Source organism: Enterobacter chinensis, assembly GCF_034008295.1.
Classification (GTDB): domain Bacteria; phylum Pseudomonadota; class Gammaproteobacteria; order Enterobacterales; family Enterobacteriaceae; genus Enterobacter; species Enterobacter chinensis.
In genome coordinates this window covers 727,154-745,727 of the sequence record NZ_JARDVI010000002.1, presented here as the reverse complement: position 1 = coordinate 745,727, position 18,574 = coordinate 727,154, and the positions used below count along the sequence as shown (strand labels likewise).

Here is an 18,574-nt window from a genome sequence, read left to right as displayed (position 1 = left end):
CTCGCCGCTCTTAGTGAACCATCATGTTGTAGTTGAGGTTCCACATAATCCAGATGGAACCGACTACCAGGATAGCGATGATAATCACGGTAAAGATGAAGGCCGTCATGTTCCAGCCTTCATCGGACTTGGTGTTCATGTGCAGGAAGCAAACCAGATGCACCAGAATCTGAATCACCGCGGTCACCAGGATTGCACCCAGAATAACCGGTTTAGACGCAGAACCGCTCATCACCATCCAGAACGGGATCACCGTCAGGATGATCGACAGGATGAAACCTGTCATGTAGGTTTTTACGCTACCGTGGGAAGCGCCATGATCGTTTGAATGACTCATTACATCGCCCCCATCAGATATACAACAGAGAACACACAGATCCACACCACGTCCAGGAAGTGCCAGAACAGGCTCAGGCACATGATACGGGTACGGTTAGTGCTGGTCAGACCGCGACGGGATACCTGGAACATCAGTACCGCCATCCAGATCAGACCAGAGGTTACGTGCAGACCGTGGGTACCTACCAGCGCGAAGAACGCGGACAGGAAGCCACTGCGATCCGGACCGAAGCCTTCCAGAATCAGGTGATGGAATTCATAGATTTCCATCCCGATAAATCCAGCACCAAACAACCAGGTCAACGCCAGCCAGGAAACCACCTGGCTCTTGTTGTTTTTGTACATGGCGATAGCCGCCATGCCGTAGGTGATGGAGCTGAATAACAGCAGTGCGGTTTCAACCAGAACGAACGGCAGTTCAAAGATGTCCTTGCCAGCCGGGCCGCCCGCCGTGCCGTTCACCAGAACGGCATAGGTCGCGAACAGACAGCAGAACAGAATGCAGTCGCTCATCAGGTAGATCCAGAAACCGAAGACTTTGGTCGGTCCTGTATCGTGGTGCGCATGTTCATGCGCGTGGGCAGTCGAGTGCGCCAGAGTATCAGTTGCCATTTTTCAGCCCCGCTTTAGAAATCTCGTCGAAATGCTGATTTTCCAGCTTTTCAACTTCACGGACTGGTACGTAGTAGTCCACGTCCTCGTCAAAGCTCTTCACAATCCAGCTGATTACGATGCCAGCGAAGCCAACAATCGCCATCCACCAGATGTGCCAGATCATTGCGAAACCAAATACCGTTGCGAAGGCGGCAATGACAATGCCCGCACCGCTGTTTTTCGGCATGTGGATCTCTTCGTAATGAGCAGGTTGCTTGTACGCTTCACCTTTTTCTTTCATTTCCCAGAATGCGTCGCGTTCATGAACCTGCGGCACGATGGCAAAGTTATAGAAAGGAGGTGGAGAAGAGGTTGCCCACTCCAGCGTACGGCCACCCCATGGGTCACCGGTCAGGTCACGGTTCTGGTCGCGGTCGCGAATAGACACGTAGAACTGAATCAGCTGAGACGCGATACCACAGGCAATCAGCACCGCACCGCCCGCTGCAACCATCAACATTGGGTGGAACTGCGGATCGATCTGCTGGCTCAGACGACGGGTCATACCCATGAAGCCCAGCACGTACAGCGGCATAAACGCCACGAAGAAGCCGATGATCCAGAACCAGAACGCGCGTTTACCCCATTTTTCGTTCAGCGTGAAGCCGAACGCTTTTGGCCACCAGTAGGTTACGCCAGCGAAGCAGCCGAAGACCACGCCACCGATGATAACGTTATGGAAGTGCGCAATCAGGAACAGACTGTTGTGCAGAACGAAGTCAGCACCCGGTACCGCCAGCAGTACGCCGGTCATCCCACCCACAGAGAAGGTGACGATGAAGCCGATGGTCCACAGCATTGCTGAGTGGAACACGATACGGCCCTGGTACATGGTGAACAGCCAGTTGAAGATCTTAACCCCGGTAGGGATTGCGATAATCATGGTGGTAATACCGAAGAAGGCGTTTACGTTCGCGCCCGCACCCATGGTGAAGAAGTGGTGCAGCCAAACGATGAACGACAGAACGGTAATACACACGGTTGCCCACACCAGAGAGGTGTAACCAAACAGACGTTTACGCGAGAAGGTTGCCGCGATTTCGGAGAACACGCCGAAGACAGGCAGAACCAGAATGTACACTTCCGGGTGACCCCAGGCCCAAATCAGGTTGATGTACATCATCATGTTGCCACCCATATCATTCGTGAAGAAATGGGTGCCCAGGTAGCGGTCCAGGGTCAGCAGCGCGACGGTGACGGTCAGAATTGGGAAGGAGGCAATAATCAGGATGTTGGCGCACAGAGATGCCCAGGTAAATACCGGCATCTTGAACATGGTCATGCCAGGGGCACGCATCTTGATAATGGTCACGAAGAAGTTGATACCGGTCAGGGTAGTACCGACACCGGAGAGCTGAAGCGCCCAAATCCAGTAGTCGACGCCAACGCCCGGACTGTACTCAATTCCTGACAGCGGCGGGTAAGCCAGCCAACCGGTCTGCGCGAATTCGCCCACGCCCAGTGACAGGTTAACCAGGATAACGCCGACAACCGTGAACCAGAAGCTCAGGTTGTTCAGGAACGGGAACGCCACGTCGCGCGCGCCGATTTGCAGCGGAACGACAACGTTCATCAGACCGATAACCAGCGGCATCGCCACGAAGAAGATCATGATAACGCCGTGGGCGGTAAAGATCTGATCGTAGTGGTGCGGCGGCAGGAAGCCGGCTTCACCCGCAGAAGCGAGAGCCTGCTGGCTACGCATCATGATCGCATCCGCAAAGCCACGAATTAACATGACGATACCGACGATGCAGTACATGATACCGAGTTTTTTGTGGTCAACCGAAGTCAGCCACTCGTTCCACAGGTAGCTCCACTTACCGAAGTAAGTGATAAGGGCCAGTAAGGCCGCGCCACCAATGATAATTGCAGCCACCGTAATCACGATAATCGGTTCGTGATACGGCACTGCATCCAGTGTCAATTTTCCGAACATTTTCTTCCTCGGCCCCTTAGTGAGCGGTTTCCGCGTGGCTCATGTCCATGCCTTCCATACCTTCATGCGCGCTGTGCTCGCCTTCAGGCTGGGTCATGTCCATGCTCTTACCGTGATCCATAAATTTGCCAATAACCTCTTTGAACAAATCAGGTTTCACGTTAGAGAAGTACTCCACCTTGTTGTATTCGCTAGGTGCAGCCACTTTATCGAACGCCGCCATGTCAGACATGGTGTTTGGAGACTGCTTCGCTTTTTCAACCCACTGGTCGAAAGCGGCACGGTCTGGCGTTGCAATAGCTTTGAACTTCATACCTGAGAAGCCCGGGCCGCTATAGCTGGCGGAGATACCATCATAGGTGCCTGCTTCATTCGCGATCAGATGCAGGTTAGTCTGCATACCGGCCATCGCGTAAATCTGGCTACCCAGACGTGGGATGAAGAAGGAGTTCATTACGGAGTTGGAGGTCACTTTGAACTGAACCGGAGTGTTCGCCGGGAAGGCGATTTCATTCACGGTAGCAATACCCTGTTCCGGATAGATGAAGAACCATTTCCAGTCCATGGAGACCACTTCGATGGTAATCGGTTTCTCATCGTGAACCAGCGGTTTGCTTGGCTCAAGTGCGTGAGTGGTTTTCCAGGTCAGTACGGCAAGGAACAGGATGATCAGAATAGGGACCGTCCAGACCACAGCTTCCACTTTATTGGAGTGTGACCAGTTCGGGCTATACTTCGCATCTTTATTGCTCGCACGATACTTCCAGGCGAAACCAACAGCCATCAAAATGGCTGGAATAACCACAATCATCATCAGGCCAAATGCCGTCAAAATCAGTGAACGTTGTTCCAGTCCAATCTGTCCTTTGGGGTCTAGTAGTGCAGAATCGCAGCCACTGAGTAATACAGTGCCAGCGAATAATGACAACCATCCCAAACTTTTATTGTATTTCCTGAGTCTCATTTAACGACCTCAATTCCACGGAGTCTGGTGGCGTTTAAAGTGTGCGGGCATTTTACGGGAAGGTTACATTACTGTAAACATCATTAGACCTGTGTCAGGAAGGTGTTACCGGGTTCTGCCGCACATGTCACAAGTGTTGCAAATTATGTCGCTTTTTAAGACAAAAGCCGCATGGCGCGGGCTTTATAACGAAAGGGCCCCCAAGCATACCCTAAAAGGGGCAATTGGTATAACCATTGTTAAAAATAAACAAAAAATTAACAATTAATTATCAATAAAAAGACATCTAAAAAACGAAAAATCAAACTTACGAATGCTGAATCGTTTAATGGAAAATAGTGTTGTGGAATTGGCGCTAATAATTTCCAAATCCTATCCCGCACAAAACAACAAATATTTTTTTAGCGGTTGATGGCTATTTCACCGTTATAATTTCGTTTAGTGATTACAACGGGAAATAACCTTTCGCATTTTTCTTCAGGTCATCTGCGTTTTACGCAACGCCATGAAATCGAGCAGACCCCCTGTCAGGATCCCGGCGATTGCCATCAGGGCTCCGGCATCCAGCAGAAGGGCTTCGAAGGGGAGCGCCAGAGAAGTGCAGGCGTTAATAATGAGCACGACTAGCCAGAGCGCCAGCGCAAAGCAGCCCACCATTAACAGACGTAACGCAAAACGGTAGGCGCGATGATATTCGGTACGCGGCATAAAGTGTTCTGTCCGCTGGGTATATTCCAGCGTCTGACGGCAGACCAGCAACAGTAAAATCCCCGGCACGGCAGCCACGACCGAGAAGAGATAAAACGTCGGCCAACCGTGAGCTTCAACAAACCAGCCGGCAATTGGGCCAACATAGACGCGGCCAACGGCGGAGAGCGCCGAGAGCAGAGCGAACTGCGTGGCGGAAAACGACTTGTTGCACAGGGTCATCAGCAGGGCGACAAATGCCGCTGTCCCCATACCGCCACAGAGATTTTCGAAGAACACCGCGGCGGCCATGCTGAACGTATGTTTATCGGTAATCGACAGCAGCCAGTAGCCTGCGTTAGAGACGCCTTGCAGGATGCCGAAGATCAGCAGCGCGCGGAACAGCGTCAGGCGCTGCATCAATACGCCGCCGTAGAGCGCGCCAACGATGGTCGCAAACAGCCCCAGCGTTTTATTCACCACGCCCACTTCACCGGCATCAAAACCGACGCCCCGGATCAGGAAGGTGGTAGTCAGGCTCATTGCAAAGGCATCGCCCAGCTTATAAAGGACGATAAGTAGCAGAATCAGCCAGGCGTTGTTGCGACCAAAGAAGTCGCGCAGCGGTTCGGCGACGGCTTGCTCCAGCGAGCGGGGGACCGGGATGACATCACTTGGTTCGGGCGCGAATAGCGTAGCGATAATGCAGGGAATAAGCAGGGCAGCCATCAGCCAGTACATGCCCTGCCAGCCGAGATAGCGGTCGGCCAGCCACAGCGCCAGCCCGCCGGAGACCAGCATCCCGAGGCGATAGCCCAGCACGCTGATTGCCGCACCGGCACCGCGCTCTTCCGCAGGTAACACGTCCGTCTTCCAGGCGTCAAAGACGATATCCTGCGAAGCAGAACAGAAGGCAATCACTACCGCGAGCGCGGCCATCCAGCGTAACTGTGTGGTGGGCTCAAGAAAACCCATCGCCGCAATGGCCAGCAGCAGCAGGATCTGCGTCATCACTAACCAGCCACGACGACGCCCCAGGAAAGGCGGAGTGTAGCGATCCATGACCGGCGACCACAGGAACTTAAAGACATAGGCCTGACCCACAAGCGAGAAGAAACCAATGGTTTTAAGATCGATGTTCTCGACCGTCATCCACGCCTGAAGCGTGCCTGAAGTGAGTGCGAGGGGTAAACCCGAGGCAAAGCCGAGGATCAGCAGAATGGCTGATTTCGGTTGCTGGAAAATGCGTAAGTAATGGCTGGACATGTTCTTATAAAACTGACCCGGCGATATACCGGGTCAGTTAGCTGGATTAACGCGCGTTTTGCTTGATGAAGTCGTGAATGCTGGTGTCCTGCGCCATATCGGCGATGGTATCGGTCAGCACGCTGTTCACGGCGTTAGCAATGTTCTGGTTTGAGGCCTGGAAAGCCCCCTCAACGGAGTAGCTAGCGCGGTAGTTTTTGTTCATCTTGTTGCCATTCTTCGCGGTGGCAATAATGGCAATATCGGCTTTGGTCGCGATGTTGTAGCGCACGTTCCCCTGGGAAACGTCAGCGTACAGGTTGTTCACGATGATCTGCAGATCAACCGCGCCGCTTGGGCCAATCATATAGCCGCGAGCCGTCATCTGTTTCTCCAGCACTTCCTGGAGCAGGAAGCGCAGGTCACGGGACGCGGTGAGCGTAACCTGCTGGTTATCGCGGGTCACTTTTGCCAGCGCCTGATCCTGACGCTGGTCGGCACCGTTAATGCTCACGGTGACGCCCATCAGGCTTGGGTCCTGCTGAGGCAGGGTAATTTTTGGTGAGACATCAATGGTGGTAGGCGGGGTAGCACAGCCTGCCAGCATAAAAAGGGCTACCAATGGAAAGAAGAGTTTTTTTAACATTTTAAGGTTCTCACGAATCGTAAGCATAGAGAGAAAAATTGCCGCCATCATAACATTGCCAACGGTCAGGGGAAGTGGTCAACGCATGTAAATTCATCGCCTTGTCTGAAAACTGACCAGCTCACCCTTTTTCTCCCCTTGCGAATGACAAAAGGTATGAGCCTCACAGTGAACTTCATTCCTTTGAATGAGAAAATCAGATGAAAGCTAAATATTTGTTGTCAAGGTGTAATGGAAACGGTAAAAGCGGCTAACATTTAAAGGGATGGGTGACATCCTGGCGTTGTCGGAGGAGTAATTTCATGATGATACGTGAGCATATAGAAGATAAATTAAGGGCAGCGTTCAACCCTGTGTTCCTCGAAGTCGTCGACGAAAGCTATCGTCATAACGTGCCGGCAGGTTCTGAAAGCCACTTTAAAGTGGTTCTGGTTAGCGATCGCTTCACGGGAGAACGTTTCCTGAACCGACACCGCTTGATCTACAGCACCTTGACGGAAGAGCTCTCCACAACCGTACATGCTCTGGCATTGCATACTTACACCATTAAGGAATGGGAAGGTTTGCAGGATACGGTTTTTGCATCGCCGCCTTGTCGCGGAGCAGGCACCATCGCCTGATAAATCGGATTTGCAACGGCTGGAGCTTTTCCAGTATGTTGCTAAGAGATTTCCTCAAAACGGCCTCCGGGCCGTTTTGTTTTGTCTGAGTTTTGAGCGGATGGAGCGATTTTAAGGCTAAAAATAGGCTTAAAGTGTGAAAAAAGCCGCAGCAACATGCCCCAACCGTTCTCGACTCACCTAAGTGATGCCGCTATAATGCCGCGTCTTATTGAATGTCTTCGGGATGATTCTGGCGACAGGGAATGTGAATCTGCACTAAGAGAGCATCCCGGTATAACAGACAGATTCAGAGTTGACCGAGCACTGTGATTTTTTTGAGGTAACAAGATGCAAGTTTCAGTTGAAACCACTCAAGGCCTTGGCCGCCGTGTAACGATTACTATCGCTGCTGACAGCATCGAAACTGCTGTGAAAAGCGAGCTGGTCAACGTAGCAAAAAAAGTACGTATTGACGGCTTCCGTAAGGGCAAAGTACCAATGAATGTTGTTGCTCAGCGTTATGGCGCTTCCGTGCGTCAGGATGTGCTGGGTGAACTGATGAGCCGCAACTTTATTGATGCGATCATCAAAGAAAAAATCAATCCGGCCGGTGCGCCGAACTACGTTCCAGGCGAATACAAACTGGGCGAAGACTTCACCTACTCCGTAGAGTTTGAAGTGTACCCGGAAGTTGAGCTGAAAGGTCTGGAGTCCATCGAAGTGGAGAAACCGGTTGTTTCTGTAACTGACGAAGACGTTGACGGCATGCTGGACACCCTGCGTAAGCAGCAGGCGAACTGGAAAGAGAAAGAAGGCGCTGTTGACGCGGAAGACCGTGTGACTATCGACTTCACCGGTTCTGTAGACGGCGAAGAGTTCGAAGGCGGCAAAGCGTCTGACTTCGTACTGGCAATGGGCCAGGGTCGTATGATCCCAGGCTTCGAAGACGGTATCAAAGGCCACAAAGCGGGCGAAGAGTTCACCATCGACGTGACCTTCCCTGAAGAGTACCACGCTGAAAACCTGAAAGGTAAAGCAGCCAAGTTCGTCATCAACCTGAAGAAAGTTGAAGAGCGTGAACTGCCAGAACTGACTGAAGAATTCATCAAGCGTTTCGGCGTGGAAGATGGTTCTGTCGCGGGCCTGCGTACCGAAGTGCGTAAAAACATGGAGCGCGAGCTGAACGGCGCTGTGCGTAACCGCGTTAAATCTCAGGCGATCGACGGTCTGGTTAAAGCGAACGAAATCGACGTTCCAGCAGCCCTGATCGACAGCGAAATCGACGTGCTGCGCCGTCAGGCTGCACAGCGTTTCGGTGGCAACCAGCAGCAAGCGATGGAACTGCCACGCGAGCTGTTCGAAGAGCAAGCTAAACGCCGCGTTGTTGTTGGCCTGCTGCTGGGCGAAGTGATTCGTACCCACGAGCTGAAAGCTGACGAAGAGCGTGTGAAAGGCCTGATCGAAGAGATGGCTTCTGCATACGAAGATCCATCAGAAGTGATCGAGTTCTACGGTAAGAACAAAGAGCTGATGGACAACATGCGCAATGTTGCCCTGGAAGAGCAGGCTGTCGAAGCGGTACTGGCGAAAGCGAAAGTGTCTGAAAAAGCGACCTCTTTCAACGAACTGATGAACCAGCAGGCGTAATTTCGCCCCAAAGGTTTAAAGTTTGAACAGAAAACCCGTTGCCTTGCGGCAGCGGGTTTTTTTTATCGCAGCATTAGCCCAGGAAGAGTGCTAAAACGCCCTTTCGGTGTTAGCGTAACAACAAAAGGTTGTTATGCTTGAAATAGGGCACTGTGAACCCCATAAGTACGTAATCACGATGAATGAGACTGGCTGATAATCCGTCCGTAAGGTTACAATCAGTACAGCAGGTGTTTTCAATTTTGATCCAGGAGACGGAAATGTCATACAGTGGCGAACGAGATAACTTTGCACCCCATATGGCTCTGGTGCCAATGGTTATTGAACAGACCTCACGTGGTGAGCGTTCTTTTGATATCTATTCCCGTCTGCTCAAGGAACGCGTTATCTTTCTGACCGGCCAGGTAGAAGACCACATGGCTAACCTGATCGTGGCGCAGATGCTGTTTCTGGAAGCGGAAAACCCGGAAAAAGACATTTACCTGTACATTAACTCCCCGGGTGGCGTGATTACAGCAGGTATGTCCATTTATGACACCATGCAATTCATCAAGCCTGATGTAAGCACTATCTGTATGGGTCAGGCTGCATCGATGGGTGCGTTCCTGTTAACGGCAGGGGCTAAAGGTAAGCGTTTCTGCTTGCCTAATTCCCGCGTGATGATTCACCAGCCGCTGGGCGGTTACCAGGGGCAGGCGACGGATATTGAAATCCACGCCCGCGAAATTCTGAAAGTAAAAGCGCGCATGAATGAACTTATGGCGCAGCATACGGGTCAACCACTCGAGCAGATCGAGCGCGATACCGAGCGCGATCGCTTCCTCTCTGCTCCAGAGGCAGTTGAGTACGGCTTAGTCGACTCCGTGTTGACCCATCGTAATTGATGCCCGCGACGCGAGTGTGCCGCTATACTAAGGTAGGGCGGCATTCTGCCTGAGAGCAGCTTGCGTCTTAGAATGGCATTTGCGTCGTCATGTGCGGCACAAAGAACTTAAAAAGAGGTTTGGACTCATGACAGATAAACGCAAAGATGGTTCGGGCAAACTGCTGTACTGCTCTTTTTGCGGCAAAAGCCAGCATGAAGTGCGTAAACTGATTGCCGGGCCGTCCGTGTATATCTGCGACGAATGTGTCGATTTATGTAACGACATCATTCGCGAAGAGATTAAAGAAGTCGCGCCACACCGCGAACGTAGCGCGCTGCCAACGCCGCATGAAATTCGTCATCACCTTGATGACTACGTCATCGGTCAGGAGCAGGCTAAGAAAGTGTTGGCGGTAGCGGTATACAACCACTACAAACGTCTGCGTAACGGCGATACCAGCAATGGCGTAGAACTGGGTAAAAGTAACATTTTGCTGATCGGCCCAACCGGTTCCGGTAAAACGCTGCTGGCTGAAACCCTGGCGCGCCTGCTGGATGTTCCGTTCACCATGGCGGACGCCACCACTCTGACCGAAGCCGGTTATGTGGGTGAGGATGTCGAAAACATCATTCAGAAACTGTTGCAGAAGTGCGATTACGACGTACAGAAAGCCCAGCGCGGGATTGTTTACATCGATGAGATCGACAAGATCTCCCGTAAGTCAGACAATCCGTCCATCACCCGCGACGTGTCGGGCGAAGGCGTACAGCAGGCACTGCTGAAGCTGATCGAAGGTACGGTTGCTGCCGTTCCGCCACAGGGTGGTCGTAAACATCCGCAGCAGGAGTTCCTGCAGGTTGATACCTCCAAGATCCTGTTCATCTGTGGTGGTGCGTTTGCCGGTCTCGATAAAGTCATCTCCCACCGTGTTGAAACCGGCTCCGGCATTGGTTTTGGCGCAACGGTGAAAGCGACGTCCGAAAAACCAAACGAAGGCGAACTGCTGTCGCAGGTTGAACCAGAAGATCTGATCAAATTCGGTCTGATCCCTGAATTCATCGGCCGTCTGCCGGTTGTGGCAACGCTGAATGAACTGAGTGAAGACGCGCTGATCCAGATCCTGAAAGAGCCGAAAAATGCGCTGACCAAGCAGTATCAGGCGCTGTTCAATCTGGAAGGCGTTGACCTGGAATTCCGTGACGAAGCGCTGGATGCCATTGCCAAAAAAGCAATGATTCGCAAAACCGGCGCGCGTGGCCTGCGTTCTATCGTTGAAGCGGCGCTGCTCGACACCATGTACGATCTGCCGTCGATGGAAGACGTTGAGAAAGTGGTGATTGACGAGTCCGTTATTAGCGGTCAAACCAAGCCGTTGCTGATTTACGGTAAACCGGAAGCACAGCAGGCATCTGGCGAATAATTCACCAAATCATACAAGCAGTTAATCAAAAAGGGGGGATTTTATCTCCCCTTTACTTTTTCCTTATTCATAGCGTTGAATGTGTGGGAAACATCCCCATATACTGGATACATGTTAATGGTTATGTGAAGCACAGTGACATGACCAGCTTACCTGGCGGACACTAACTAAGAGAGAGCTCTATGAATCCTGAGCGTTCTGAACGCATTGAAATCCCCGTATTGCCGTTGCGCGATGTGGTGGTTTATCCGCACATGGTCATACCCTTATTTGTAGGGCGGGAAAAATCTATCCGTTGCCTCGAAGCCGCTATGGATCATGATAAAAAAATCATGCTGGTGGCGCAGAAAGAAGCATCAACGGATGAGCCGGGTGTAAACGATCTTTTCACCGTCGGGACCGTGGCCTCTATTTTGCAGATGCTGAAGCTGCCTGACGGCACCGTGAAGGTGCTGGTAGAAGGCCTGCAGCGTGCGCGTATTACCACTCTGTCAGACGATGGCGAACACTTCTCTGCGAAGGCAGAGTACCTTGATTCGCCTGAGCTTGATGAGCGCGAGCAGGAAGTGCTTGTGCGCACCGCGATTAGCCAGTTTGAAGGCTATATCAAGCTGAACAAGAAAATCCCACCAGAAGTGCTGACGTCGCTGAACAGCATCGACGATCCTGCACGTCTGGCGGACACCATCGCTGCACATATGCCGCTGAAGCTGGCTGACAAACAGTCCGTGCTGGAAATGTCCGACGTTAACGAACGTCTGGAATACCTGATGGCGATGATGGAGTCTGAAATCGATCTGCTGCAGGTTGAGAAGCGTATTCGCAACCGCGTGAAAAAGCAGATGGAGAAATCTCAGCGTGAGTACTATCTGAATGAGCAAATGAAGGCCATTCAGAAAGAACTCGGCGAGATGGACGATGCGCCGGACGAAAACGAAGCGCTGAAGCGTAAGATTGACGCGGCGAAGATGCCGAAAGAGGCGAAAGAGAAAGCCGAAGCAGAACTGCAGAAGCTGAAAATGATGTCTCCAATGTCGGCTGAAGCGACCGTTGTTCGCGGCTACATTGAGTGGATGGTGCAGGTTCCGTGGAACGCCCGCAGCAAGGTTAAAAAAGACCTGCGTCAGGCGCAGGAAATCCTCGATACCGACCACTACGGCCTGGAACGCGTGAAACTTGAGTACCTCGCGGTACAAAGCCGTGTAAACAAAATTAAGGGCCCAATTCTGTGCCTGGTAGGACCGCCGGGGGTGGGTAAAACCTCTCTGGGTCAGTCCATCGCCAAAGCGACCGGACGTAAGTATATCCGTATGGCGCTGGGTGGCGTACGCGATGAAGCGGAAATCCGCGGTCACCGCCGTACCTACATCGGTTCTATGCCGGGTAAACTGATCCAGAAGATGGCGAAAGTGGGCGTTAAAAACCCGCTGTTCCTGCTTGATGAGATCGACAAAATGTCATCGGACATGCGTGGCGATCCGGCTTCTGCTCTGCTGGAAGTGCTTGATCCAGAACAGAACGTGGCGTTCAGCGATCACTACCTGGAAGTGGATTACGATCTGAGCGACGTCATGTTTGTGGCCACGTCGAACTCCATGAACATTCCGGCTCCGCTGCTGGACCGTATGGAAGTGATCCGTCTCTCCGGTTATACCGAAGATGAGAAGCTGAACATTGCTAAGCAGCACCTGCTGCCGAAACAGATTGAGCGTAACGCGCTGAAAGCCAACGAGCTGACCGTAGAGGACAGCGCAATTATTGGCATCATCCGCTACTACACCCGTGAAGCGGGCGTGCGTAGCCTTGAGCGTGAAATCTCTAAACTGTGTCGTAAAGCGGTAAAACAGCTGCTGCTGGATAAGAGCCTGAAACACATTGTGATTAACGGCGACAATCTGCATGCCTATCTCGGCGTTCAGCGTTTCGACTACGGTCGCGCGGACAACGAAAACCGCGTTGGTCAGGTGACCGGCCTGGCATGGACGGAAGTGGGCGGCGATCTGCTGACCATCGAAACCGCCTGTGTACCGGGTAAAGGCAAGCTGACCTACACCGGTTCTTTGGGTGAAGTGATGCAGGAATCCATTCAGGCGGCACTGACCGTGGTGCGCGCGCGTGCGGAAAAACTGGGTATCAACCCGGATTTCTACGAAAAACGCGACATCCACGTGCACGTACCTGAAGGGGCGACGCCAAAAGATGGTCCAAGCGCGGGTATTGCCATGTGTACCGCTCTGGTTTCTTGTTTGACCGGTAACCCGGTGCGCGCTGATGTGGCGATGACCGGCGAAATTACACTGCGTGGCCAGGTTCTGCCGATTGGTGGTTTAAAAGAAAAACTGCTGGCGGCACATCGCGGTGGGATCAAAACCGTATTGATCCCTTACGAAAACAAACGCGATCTGGAAGAGATTCCGGACAACGTGATCGCCGATCTGCAGATCCATCCTGTGAAGCGAATTGAGGAAGTTCTTACTCTCGCATTGCAGAATGAACCCTCCGGAATGCAGGTTGTAACCGCAAAATAGTGACCTCGCGCAAAGAGCGTCAATAAAAACAAGGCTGGTAAGTCATTTCGCACTTGCCAGCCTTTTTTTGTATAGCTAATTTAGATTGCTGATTAGGTCAGCCATCAACAACGGGTGTTGTAAGGTCATGGCAGGCCTGATATAACTGCTGCGCGGTCGCGTTGTGAAGGATTCAGGCGCGATATAAATTATAAAGAGAGGAAGAGAACAGTGAATAAATCTCAACTGATTGACAAAATTGCTGCTGGTGCTGATATTTCTAAAGCTGCAGCTGGACGTGCGTTAGATGCATTAATTGCTTCTGTTACTGAATCTCTGCAGGCTGGGGACGACGTTGCACTGGTAGGCTTCGGTACTTTTGCTGTTAAAGAGCGTGCTGCCCGTACTGGCCGCAACCCTCAGACCGGTAAAGAGATCACCATTGCTGCCGCTAAAGTGCCTGGTTTCCGTGCAGGTAAAGCGCTGAAAGACGCAGTAAACTGATTGCTTTCCCGTCTCAGGGAAGCCGTATAGTACAAGGGCGCATCTTCTGATGTGCCTTTTTTGTTTGTCCAGACCTGATTTGTGCGAGTTTATGCGAGTTGTGGGCTGACAATCGCCCCGTTTTCTTGTCACAATACGACCTTACGCGCGACGGGCAGGATTTTCCGTCAGCGTCAGGTAACCAGTCACCTACAGCGGAGTGTTGTTACACCATGATGGACAGCTTACGCACGGCTGCTAACAGTCTCGTGCTCAAGATTATTTTCGGTATCATTATCGTGTCGTTCATATTGACCGGCGTGAGCAGTTACCTTATTGGCGGTGGCGCGAACTATGCCGCAAAAGTGAATGGCCAGGAAATCAGCCGTGGTCAGTTCGAGAATGCTTTTGCCGGTGAACGTAACCGTATGCAGCAACAGCTGGGCGACCAATTCTCTGAACTGGCGGCGAACGAAGGGTACATGAAGACCCTGCGCCAACAGACACTGAACCGTCTTATCGACGAAGCGCTGCTGGATCAGTATGCCAAAAAACTGGGCCTTGGCATCAGTGATGAGCAGGTAAAAAAAGCCATCTTCTCCACGCAAGCCTTCCAGTCTAACGGTAAATTCGACAACGCGCGTTACAACAGTATCGTCAATCAGATGGGCATGACTGCCGATCAATACGCTCAGGCGCTGCGTAACCAGCTGACAACCCAGCAGCTCATCAATGCCGTTGTGGGCACTGATTTCATGCTCAAAGGTGAAACGGATGAACTGGCCGCGCTGGTGGCACAGCAGCGCGTTGTACGTGAAGCGACGATTGACGTGAACACCCTGGCGGCGAAACAGCAGGTAAGCGACGCTGACGTTAATGCCTGGTACGAGCAGAACAAGAATTCCTTTGTTTCTCCGGAGCAGTTCCGTGTGAGCTACATCAAGCTGGATGCGGCTGCGTTGCAGGAAAGCGCGTCTGACGCGGAAATCCAGTCTTACTACGACCAGCATCAGGACCAGTTCACTCAGCCGCAGCGTAACCGCTACAGCGTGATTCAGACCAAAACCGAGGCTGATGCCAAAGCGGTTCTGGATGAACTGAACAAAGGCGCTGATTTCGCGACCGTCGCGAAAGCGAAATCCACCGATATTATCTCCGCGAAAAACGGCGGTGATATGGGCTGGCTGGAAGAGGCAACCACGCCGGATGAGCTGAAAAATGCCGGTCTGAAAGACAAAGGCCAGCTTTCAGGCGTCATTAAATCCTCCGTTGGTTTCCTGGTTGTCCGTCTGGACGACATCATTGCTGCGAAAACCAAGCCGCTGGCTGAGGTTCATGATGATATCGCGGCGAAAGTGAAGCAGGAAAAAGCGCTGGATGCCTACTACGCACTGCAGCAGAAAGTGAGCGATGCTGCCAGCAACGACAACGAGTCTCTGGCGGGTGCAGAGCAGGCGGCTGGGGTGAAAGCGGTTGAGACGGGCTGGTTTGGTCGTGACAACCTGCCGGAAGAGCTGAACTTCAAACCGGTTTCTGATGCCATCTTTAACGGCGGACTGGTCGGCGAGAACGGCACGCCAGGCAGCAACTCTGACATCATTACCGTTGACGGCGATCGTGCATTCGTTCTGCGCGTGAGTGAGCACAAGCCAGAAGCGGTCAAACCGCTGGCGGAAGTGAAGGATCAGGTTGTCGCCCAGGTTAAGCACAACAAAGCGGAACAGCAGGCGAAACTGGATGCTGAGAAGATTCTGGTTGATCTGAAAGCGGGTAAAGAGGACGCGTTGAAAGCCGCTGGCCTGAGCTTCGGTGAGGCGAAAACGCTGAGCCGTACGAGTCAGGATCCTGTCAGTCAGGCAGCGTTTGGTCTGAACCTGCCGGCAAAAGATAAACCAAGCTTCGGTACCGCCACCGATATGCAGGGTAACGTCATTCTGCTGGCGCTGGATGAAGTGAAAGCCGGTACCCTGCCAGAAGCGCAGAAGAAAGCGATGGTTCAGGGCATTACCCAGAACAATGCCCAGATTGCTTTCGAAGCCATGATGAGCAACCTGCGTAAAGAAGCCAAAATTAAGCTGGGTGATGTGATAACTCAGCAGCAATAATTACGTATCTGCTCGCAGAATTTCGTAACGCTCTGCAAAAACTAAAGGCCGCTTTCGCGGCCTTTTCCATTTCTGCAATCTGCTGTTTGTGCCTGTTTTTTTCGGCGGTTATCGTGACATGGCTGTCAACTAACAAGGAGATAACAGCATGAAACGTGGAATCAAAGCACTGTTAATTACGCTGGCTATTGCCACCACCGGGATGAGCGCTGGCACGATGGCGGCGACACCTGCCGCCAAACCACAGACGGTACAGGGCAAGACCGACGCAGCCGCGCCGGTTCAGGGGCAAACCAAAGCGACCGACGCCGGTAAAAACGTGGATGATGACGGTACACGGGTGAGTATCAATTCGGCAACTGCAGAAGACCTGGCCCGCGCGATGAATGGTGTCGGCCTGAAAAAAGCGCAGGCCATCGTCAGCTACCGCGAAGAGTATGGTCCTTTCAAAACCGTCGACGATCTCAAACAGGTTCCGGGCATGGGCAGCGCGCTGGTTGAGCGCAACCTCTCACACCTGACGTTGTAATCTCACATTTACTTGCACTGCCGCGATAATTTGCCAGGATAAAGAGGTCATACCAGTTATGACCTCTAATCCTACAATAACAGTAAAGGCTATTGCGCTATGCAGACAAAAATCAAAGTACGCGGTTTTCACCTCGACGTTTACCAGCATGTGAACAATGCCCGCTATCTTGAGTTTCTTGAAGAAGCGCGCTGGGACGGGCTCGAAAATAGCGAAAGCTTTCAGTGGCTGAGCGCGCACAACATCGCGTTCGTGGTCGTCAATATCAACATCAACTACCGCCGTCCGGCCGTGCTGGGCGATGTGCTCACCGTGACCAGTCAGGTACAGCAGTTAAGTGGCAAAAGTGGGGTATTAAGCCAGGTGGTAACGCTCGATCCAGAAGGGCAGGTGGTGGCCGATGCGCTGATTACGTTTGTCTGTATCGATCTGAAAACCCAGAAGGCGCTGCCGTTTGAAGGGGAGTTGCGGGAAAAGCTGGAGCTGATGATCGCTTAGAAATTTTGTCTTTTATAAAAGACAAAAGGATTTTTCAGGGATAGAATAATGGACAGGGACTACGTTGTTGAACGTTACCGGACCCGTGACGGAAAAATTCCGTTCGAGGAATGGGTAGCAAGGATGAGGAGAAAGGATCCGGAGTTAGCGTTTCGGATCCTTCTGCGAATTGACCGTGCTGAGAAAGGGAATTTCGGCGATTACCGATATCTCAGAGAGGGTATCTGGGAATTAAAAATTGATCGTGGTCCCGGCTATCGAATCTATTTTGCAGTACAACATCGGAAGATCTTGTTGTTGCTGATCGGCGGTGACAAAAAGAGTCAAAAGACTGATGTGAAACTGGCAATAGATTACTGGAAAGAACATCAAAAGGATAAACCGGATGAGCAAGAGCCAACGAAAATTTTCTAGTTCCGTCAGCCATGATGAAGCCGTCGTAAAAATGCTTCGTGAAAACCCTTCCTACGCTCAGCTATATCTGCAGGTTGCGTTGGATGAGATTTATGAAGACCAGGGGATCCCTGCATACTTAATCGCGTTAAGACGTGTTATCGAATCCCGCGGCGGCATAGGTGAAATTGCTGCTAAATCGGGTCTTTCCCGTCAGCAGCTATACCGAACCTTGTCTGACAACGGCAACCCAACGCTGACGACGTTAATGAAAGTCACGCGTGCTGCCGGTGTAAAACTGTTCGACAGCACGGTCAAATAACCCTATTTAAGCCCGGTTTTTTTCTGCATCGCGGCCATCACACCGGCTTTATCGGCAAGATAGTGATTCAGCCCCTTAGCGCGCAGGTTACAGGCGGCGCACTGGCCGCAACCGTCGCCTTTGATGCCGTTATAGCAGGTGAGGGTTTCGCTGCGAACCAAATCCAGCTTGCCCCAGTAGTCCGCCAGCGCCCAGGTTTCTGCTTTATCCAGCCACATCAGAGGGGTTTCAAAGCGCGTATCTTTCGCCATCCCCAGATTGACGGCGTGGTTTAACGCTTTCACAAACTCGTCGCGACAGTCCGGGTAACCGGAGAAGTCGGTTTCACATACGCCGGTTATCACCGCTTCGGCTTTTACCTGGTAAGCGTAAATCGCTGTCAGGGTCAGGAAGAGGATATTACGGCCCGGCACGAAGGTGTTCGGAATGCCGCTGGCATCGGGTTCGTAGTCCGGGACGGGAATACTGTCGCGGGTGAGGCTGCTGACGGCCAGTTCATTTAACAGCGTAACATCCAGTACTTTGTGCGCGCGTGCGCCCAGTTTCAGGGCCAGTTCACGGGCAACGTCGATTTCAGCACGATGACGCTGACCATAATCGAAAGTAACACAGTGAACTTCATCGTACTGATGAAGAGCCTGGACCAGGCAGGTAGTAGAGTCTTGTCCTCCGCTGAACACGACGACGGCACGTTTCATAAATCATCTCGACAGTTACGTAAAAACGTT

Annotated in this window: 18 protein-coding genes; 11 read left to right on the top strand and 7 right to left on the bottom strand. The window is 52.1% G+C overall.

The window, feature by feature from the left end:
- Positions 1 to 10: 10 nt before the first annotated feature.
- From PYW49_RS08515 to PYW49_RS08490, 6 genes are all read right to left on the bottom strand, one after another.
- The gene (locus PYW49_RS08515; protein ID WP_006176899.1) at positions 11 to 337 is read right to left on the bottom strand and encodes a cytochrome o ubiquinol oxidase subunit IV; all 327 of its coding nucleotides are present in this window, start codon (positions 335 to 337) and stop codon (positions 11 to 13) included.
- On the bottom strand, positions 337 to 951 hold the full coding sequence (locus PYW49_RS08510; protein ID WP_023334703.1) for a cytochrome o ubiquinol oxidase subunit III: 615 nt from the start codon (positions 949 to 951) through the stop codon (positions 337 to 339). Before PYW49_RS08510 ends, PYW49_RS08515 begins: the two co-directional genes overlap by 1 nt.
- Complete coding sequence (gene cyoB, locus PYW49_RS08505; protein ID WP_063144774.1) at positions 941 to 2,932, bottom strand: cytochrome o ubiquinol oxidase subunit I; 1,992 nt, start codon at positions 2,930 to 2,932, stop codon at positions 941 to 943. The genes PYW49_RS08510 and cyoB overlap by 11 nt, the downstream gene beginning before the upstream one ends.
- A gap of 16 nt (positions 2,933 to 2,948) precedes the next feature.
- The gene (gene cyoA, locus PYW49_RS08500) at positions 2,949 to 3,896 is read right to left on the bottom strand and encodes a cytochrome o ubiquinol oxidase subunit II (protein WP_134348625.1); all 948 of its coding nucleotides are present in this window, start codon (positions 3,894 to 3,896) and stop codon (positions 2,949 to 2,951) included.
- Between the two features lie 477 nt (positions 3,897 to 4,373).
- Complete coding sequence (gene ampG / locus PYW49_RS08495; protein WP_320386226.1) at positions 4,374 to 5,849, bottom strand: muropeptide MFS transporter AmpG; 1,476 nt, start codon at positions 5,847 to 5,849, stop codon at positions 4,374 to 4,376.
- A 46-nt stretch (positions 5,850 to 5,895) separates the two neighbouring features.
- Positions 5,896 to 6,474 carry a lipoprotein gene (locus tag PYW49_RS08490; protein WP_063144771.1) on the bottom strand — a complete coding sequence of 193 codons (579 nt, stop codon included), beginning with the start codon at positions 6,472 to 6,474 and terminating at the stop codon, positions 5,896 to 5,898.
- Between the two features lie 302 nt (positions 6,475 to 6,776).
- Here PYW49_RS08490 and bolA point away from each other — a divergent pair, with 302 nt between their 5' ends.
- The 11 genes from bolA to PYW49_RS08435 all read left to right on the top strand — a co-directional run bounded on the left by bolA (position 6,777) and on the right by PYW49_RS08435 (position 17,846).
- The gene (bolA, locus tag PYW49_RS08485) at positions 6,777 to 7,094 is read left to right on the top strand and encodes a transcriptional regulator BolA (RefSeq protein WP_021241655.1); all 318 of its coding nucleotides are present in this window, start codon (positions 6,777 to 6,779) and stop codon (positions 7,092 to 7,094) included.
- A 330-nt stretch (positions 7,095 to 7,424) separates the two neighbouring features.
- A complete protein-coding gene (gene tig, locus PYW49_RS08480) occupies positions 7,425 to 8,723 on the top strand; it encodes a trigger factor (protein ID WP_134348623.1) in 1,299 nt (432 codons plus the stop codon).
- A gap of 260 nt (positions 8,724 to 8,983) precedes the next feature.
- Entirely contained in the window at positions 8,984 to 9,607 is a 624-nt protein-coding gene (gene clpP / locus PYW49_RS08475; RefSeq protein ID WP_010428105.1) for an ATP-dependent Clp endopeptidase proteolytic subunit ClpP, read from the top strand.
- Between the two features lie 127 nt (positions 9,608 to 9,734).
- Entirely contained in the window at positions 9,735 to 11,009 is a 1,275-nt protein-coding gene (gene clpX, locus PYW49_RS08470; RefSeq protein WP_023334705.1) for an ATP-dependent protease ATP-binding subunit ClpX, read from the top strand.
- A gap of 182 nt (positions 11,010 to 11,191) precedes the next feature.
- Entirely contained in the window at positions 11,192 to 13,537 is a 2,346-nt protein-coding gene (lon, locus tag PYW49_RS08465; RefSeq protein ID WP_320386225.1) for an endopeptidase La, read from the top strand.
- 210 nt (positions 13,538 to 13,747) lie between these two features.
- Positions 13,748 to 14,020 (top strand): nucleoid-associated protein HU-beta, encoded by a 273-nt coding sequence (gene hupB, locus PYW49_RS08460; RefSeq protein WP_002444653.1) that lies wholly within the window; start codon positions 13,748 to 13,750, stop codon positions 14,018 to 14,020.
- A 212-nt stretch (positions 14,021 to 14,232) separates the two neighbouring features.
- Positions 14,233 to 16,104: a peptidylprolyl isomerase gene (ppiD, locus tag PYW49_RS08455; protein WP_320386224.1), complete on the top strand. Its 1,872-nt coding sequence runs from the start codon at positions 14,233 to 14,235 to the stop codon at positions 16,102 to 16,104.
- A 148-nt stretch (positions 16,105 to 16,252) separates the two neighbouring features.
- Complete coding sequence (locus PYW49_RS08450; protein ID WP_320386223.1) at positions 16,253 to 16,633, top strand: helix-hairpin-helix domain-containing protein; 381 nt, start codon at positions 16,253 to 16,255, stop codon at positions 16,631 to 16,633.
- Positions 16,634 to 16,732: 99 nt separating this feature from the next.
- Entirely contained in the window at positions 16,733 to 17,131 is a 399-nt protein-coding gene (locus tag PYW49_RS08445) for a YbgC/FadM family acyl-CoA thioesterase (protein WP_134348620.1), read from the top strand.
- A 48-nt stretch (positions 17,132 to 17,179) separates the two neighbouring features.
- On the top strand, positions 17,180 to 17,545 hold the full coding sequence (locus PYW49_RS08440) for a type II toxin-antitoxin system RelE/ParE family toxin (RefSeq protein WP_320386222.1): 366 nt from the start codon (positions 17,180 to 17,182) through the stop codon (positions 17,543 to 17,545).
- Positions 17,517 to 17,846, top strand: a complete 330-nt coding sequence (locus PYW49_RS08435; protein ID WP_214605303.1) for an addiction module antidote protein — start codon at positions 17,517 to 17,519, stop codon at positions 17,844 to 17,846. The genes PYW49_RS08440 and PYW49_RS08435 overlap by 29 nt, the downstream gene beginning before the upstream one ends.
- 2 nt (positions 17,847 to 17,848) lie before the next feature.
- On the opposite strand, the gene queC is transcribed toward PYW49_RS08435, so the two are convergent.
- Complete coding sequence (gene queC, locus PYW49_RS08430; RefSeq protein ID WP_320386221.1) at positions 17,849 to 18,544, bottom strand: 7-cyano-7-deazaguanine synthase QueC; 696 nt, start codon at positions 18,542 to 18,544, stop codon at positions 17,849 to 17,851.
- Positions 18,545 to 18,574: the final 30 nt, after the last annotated feature.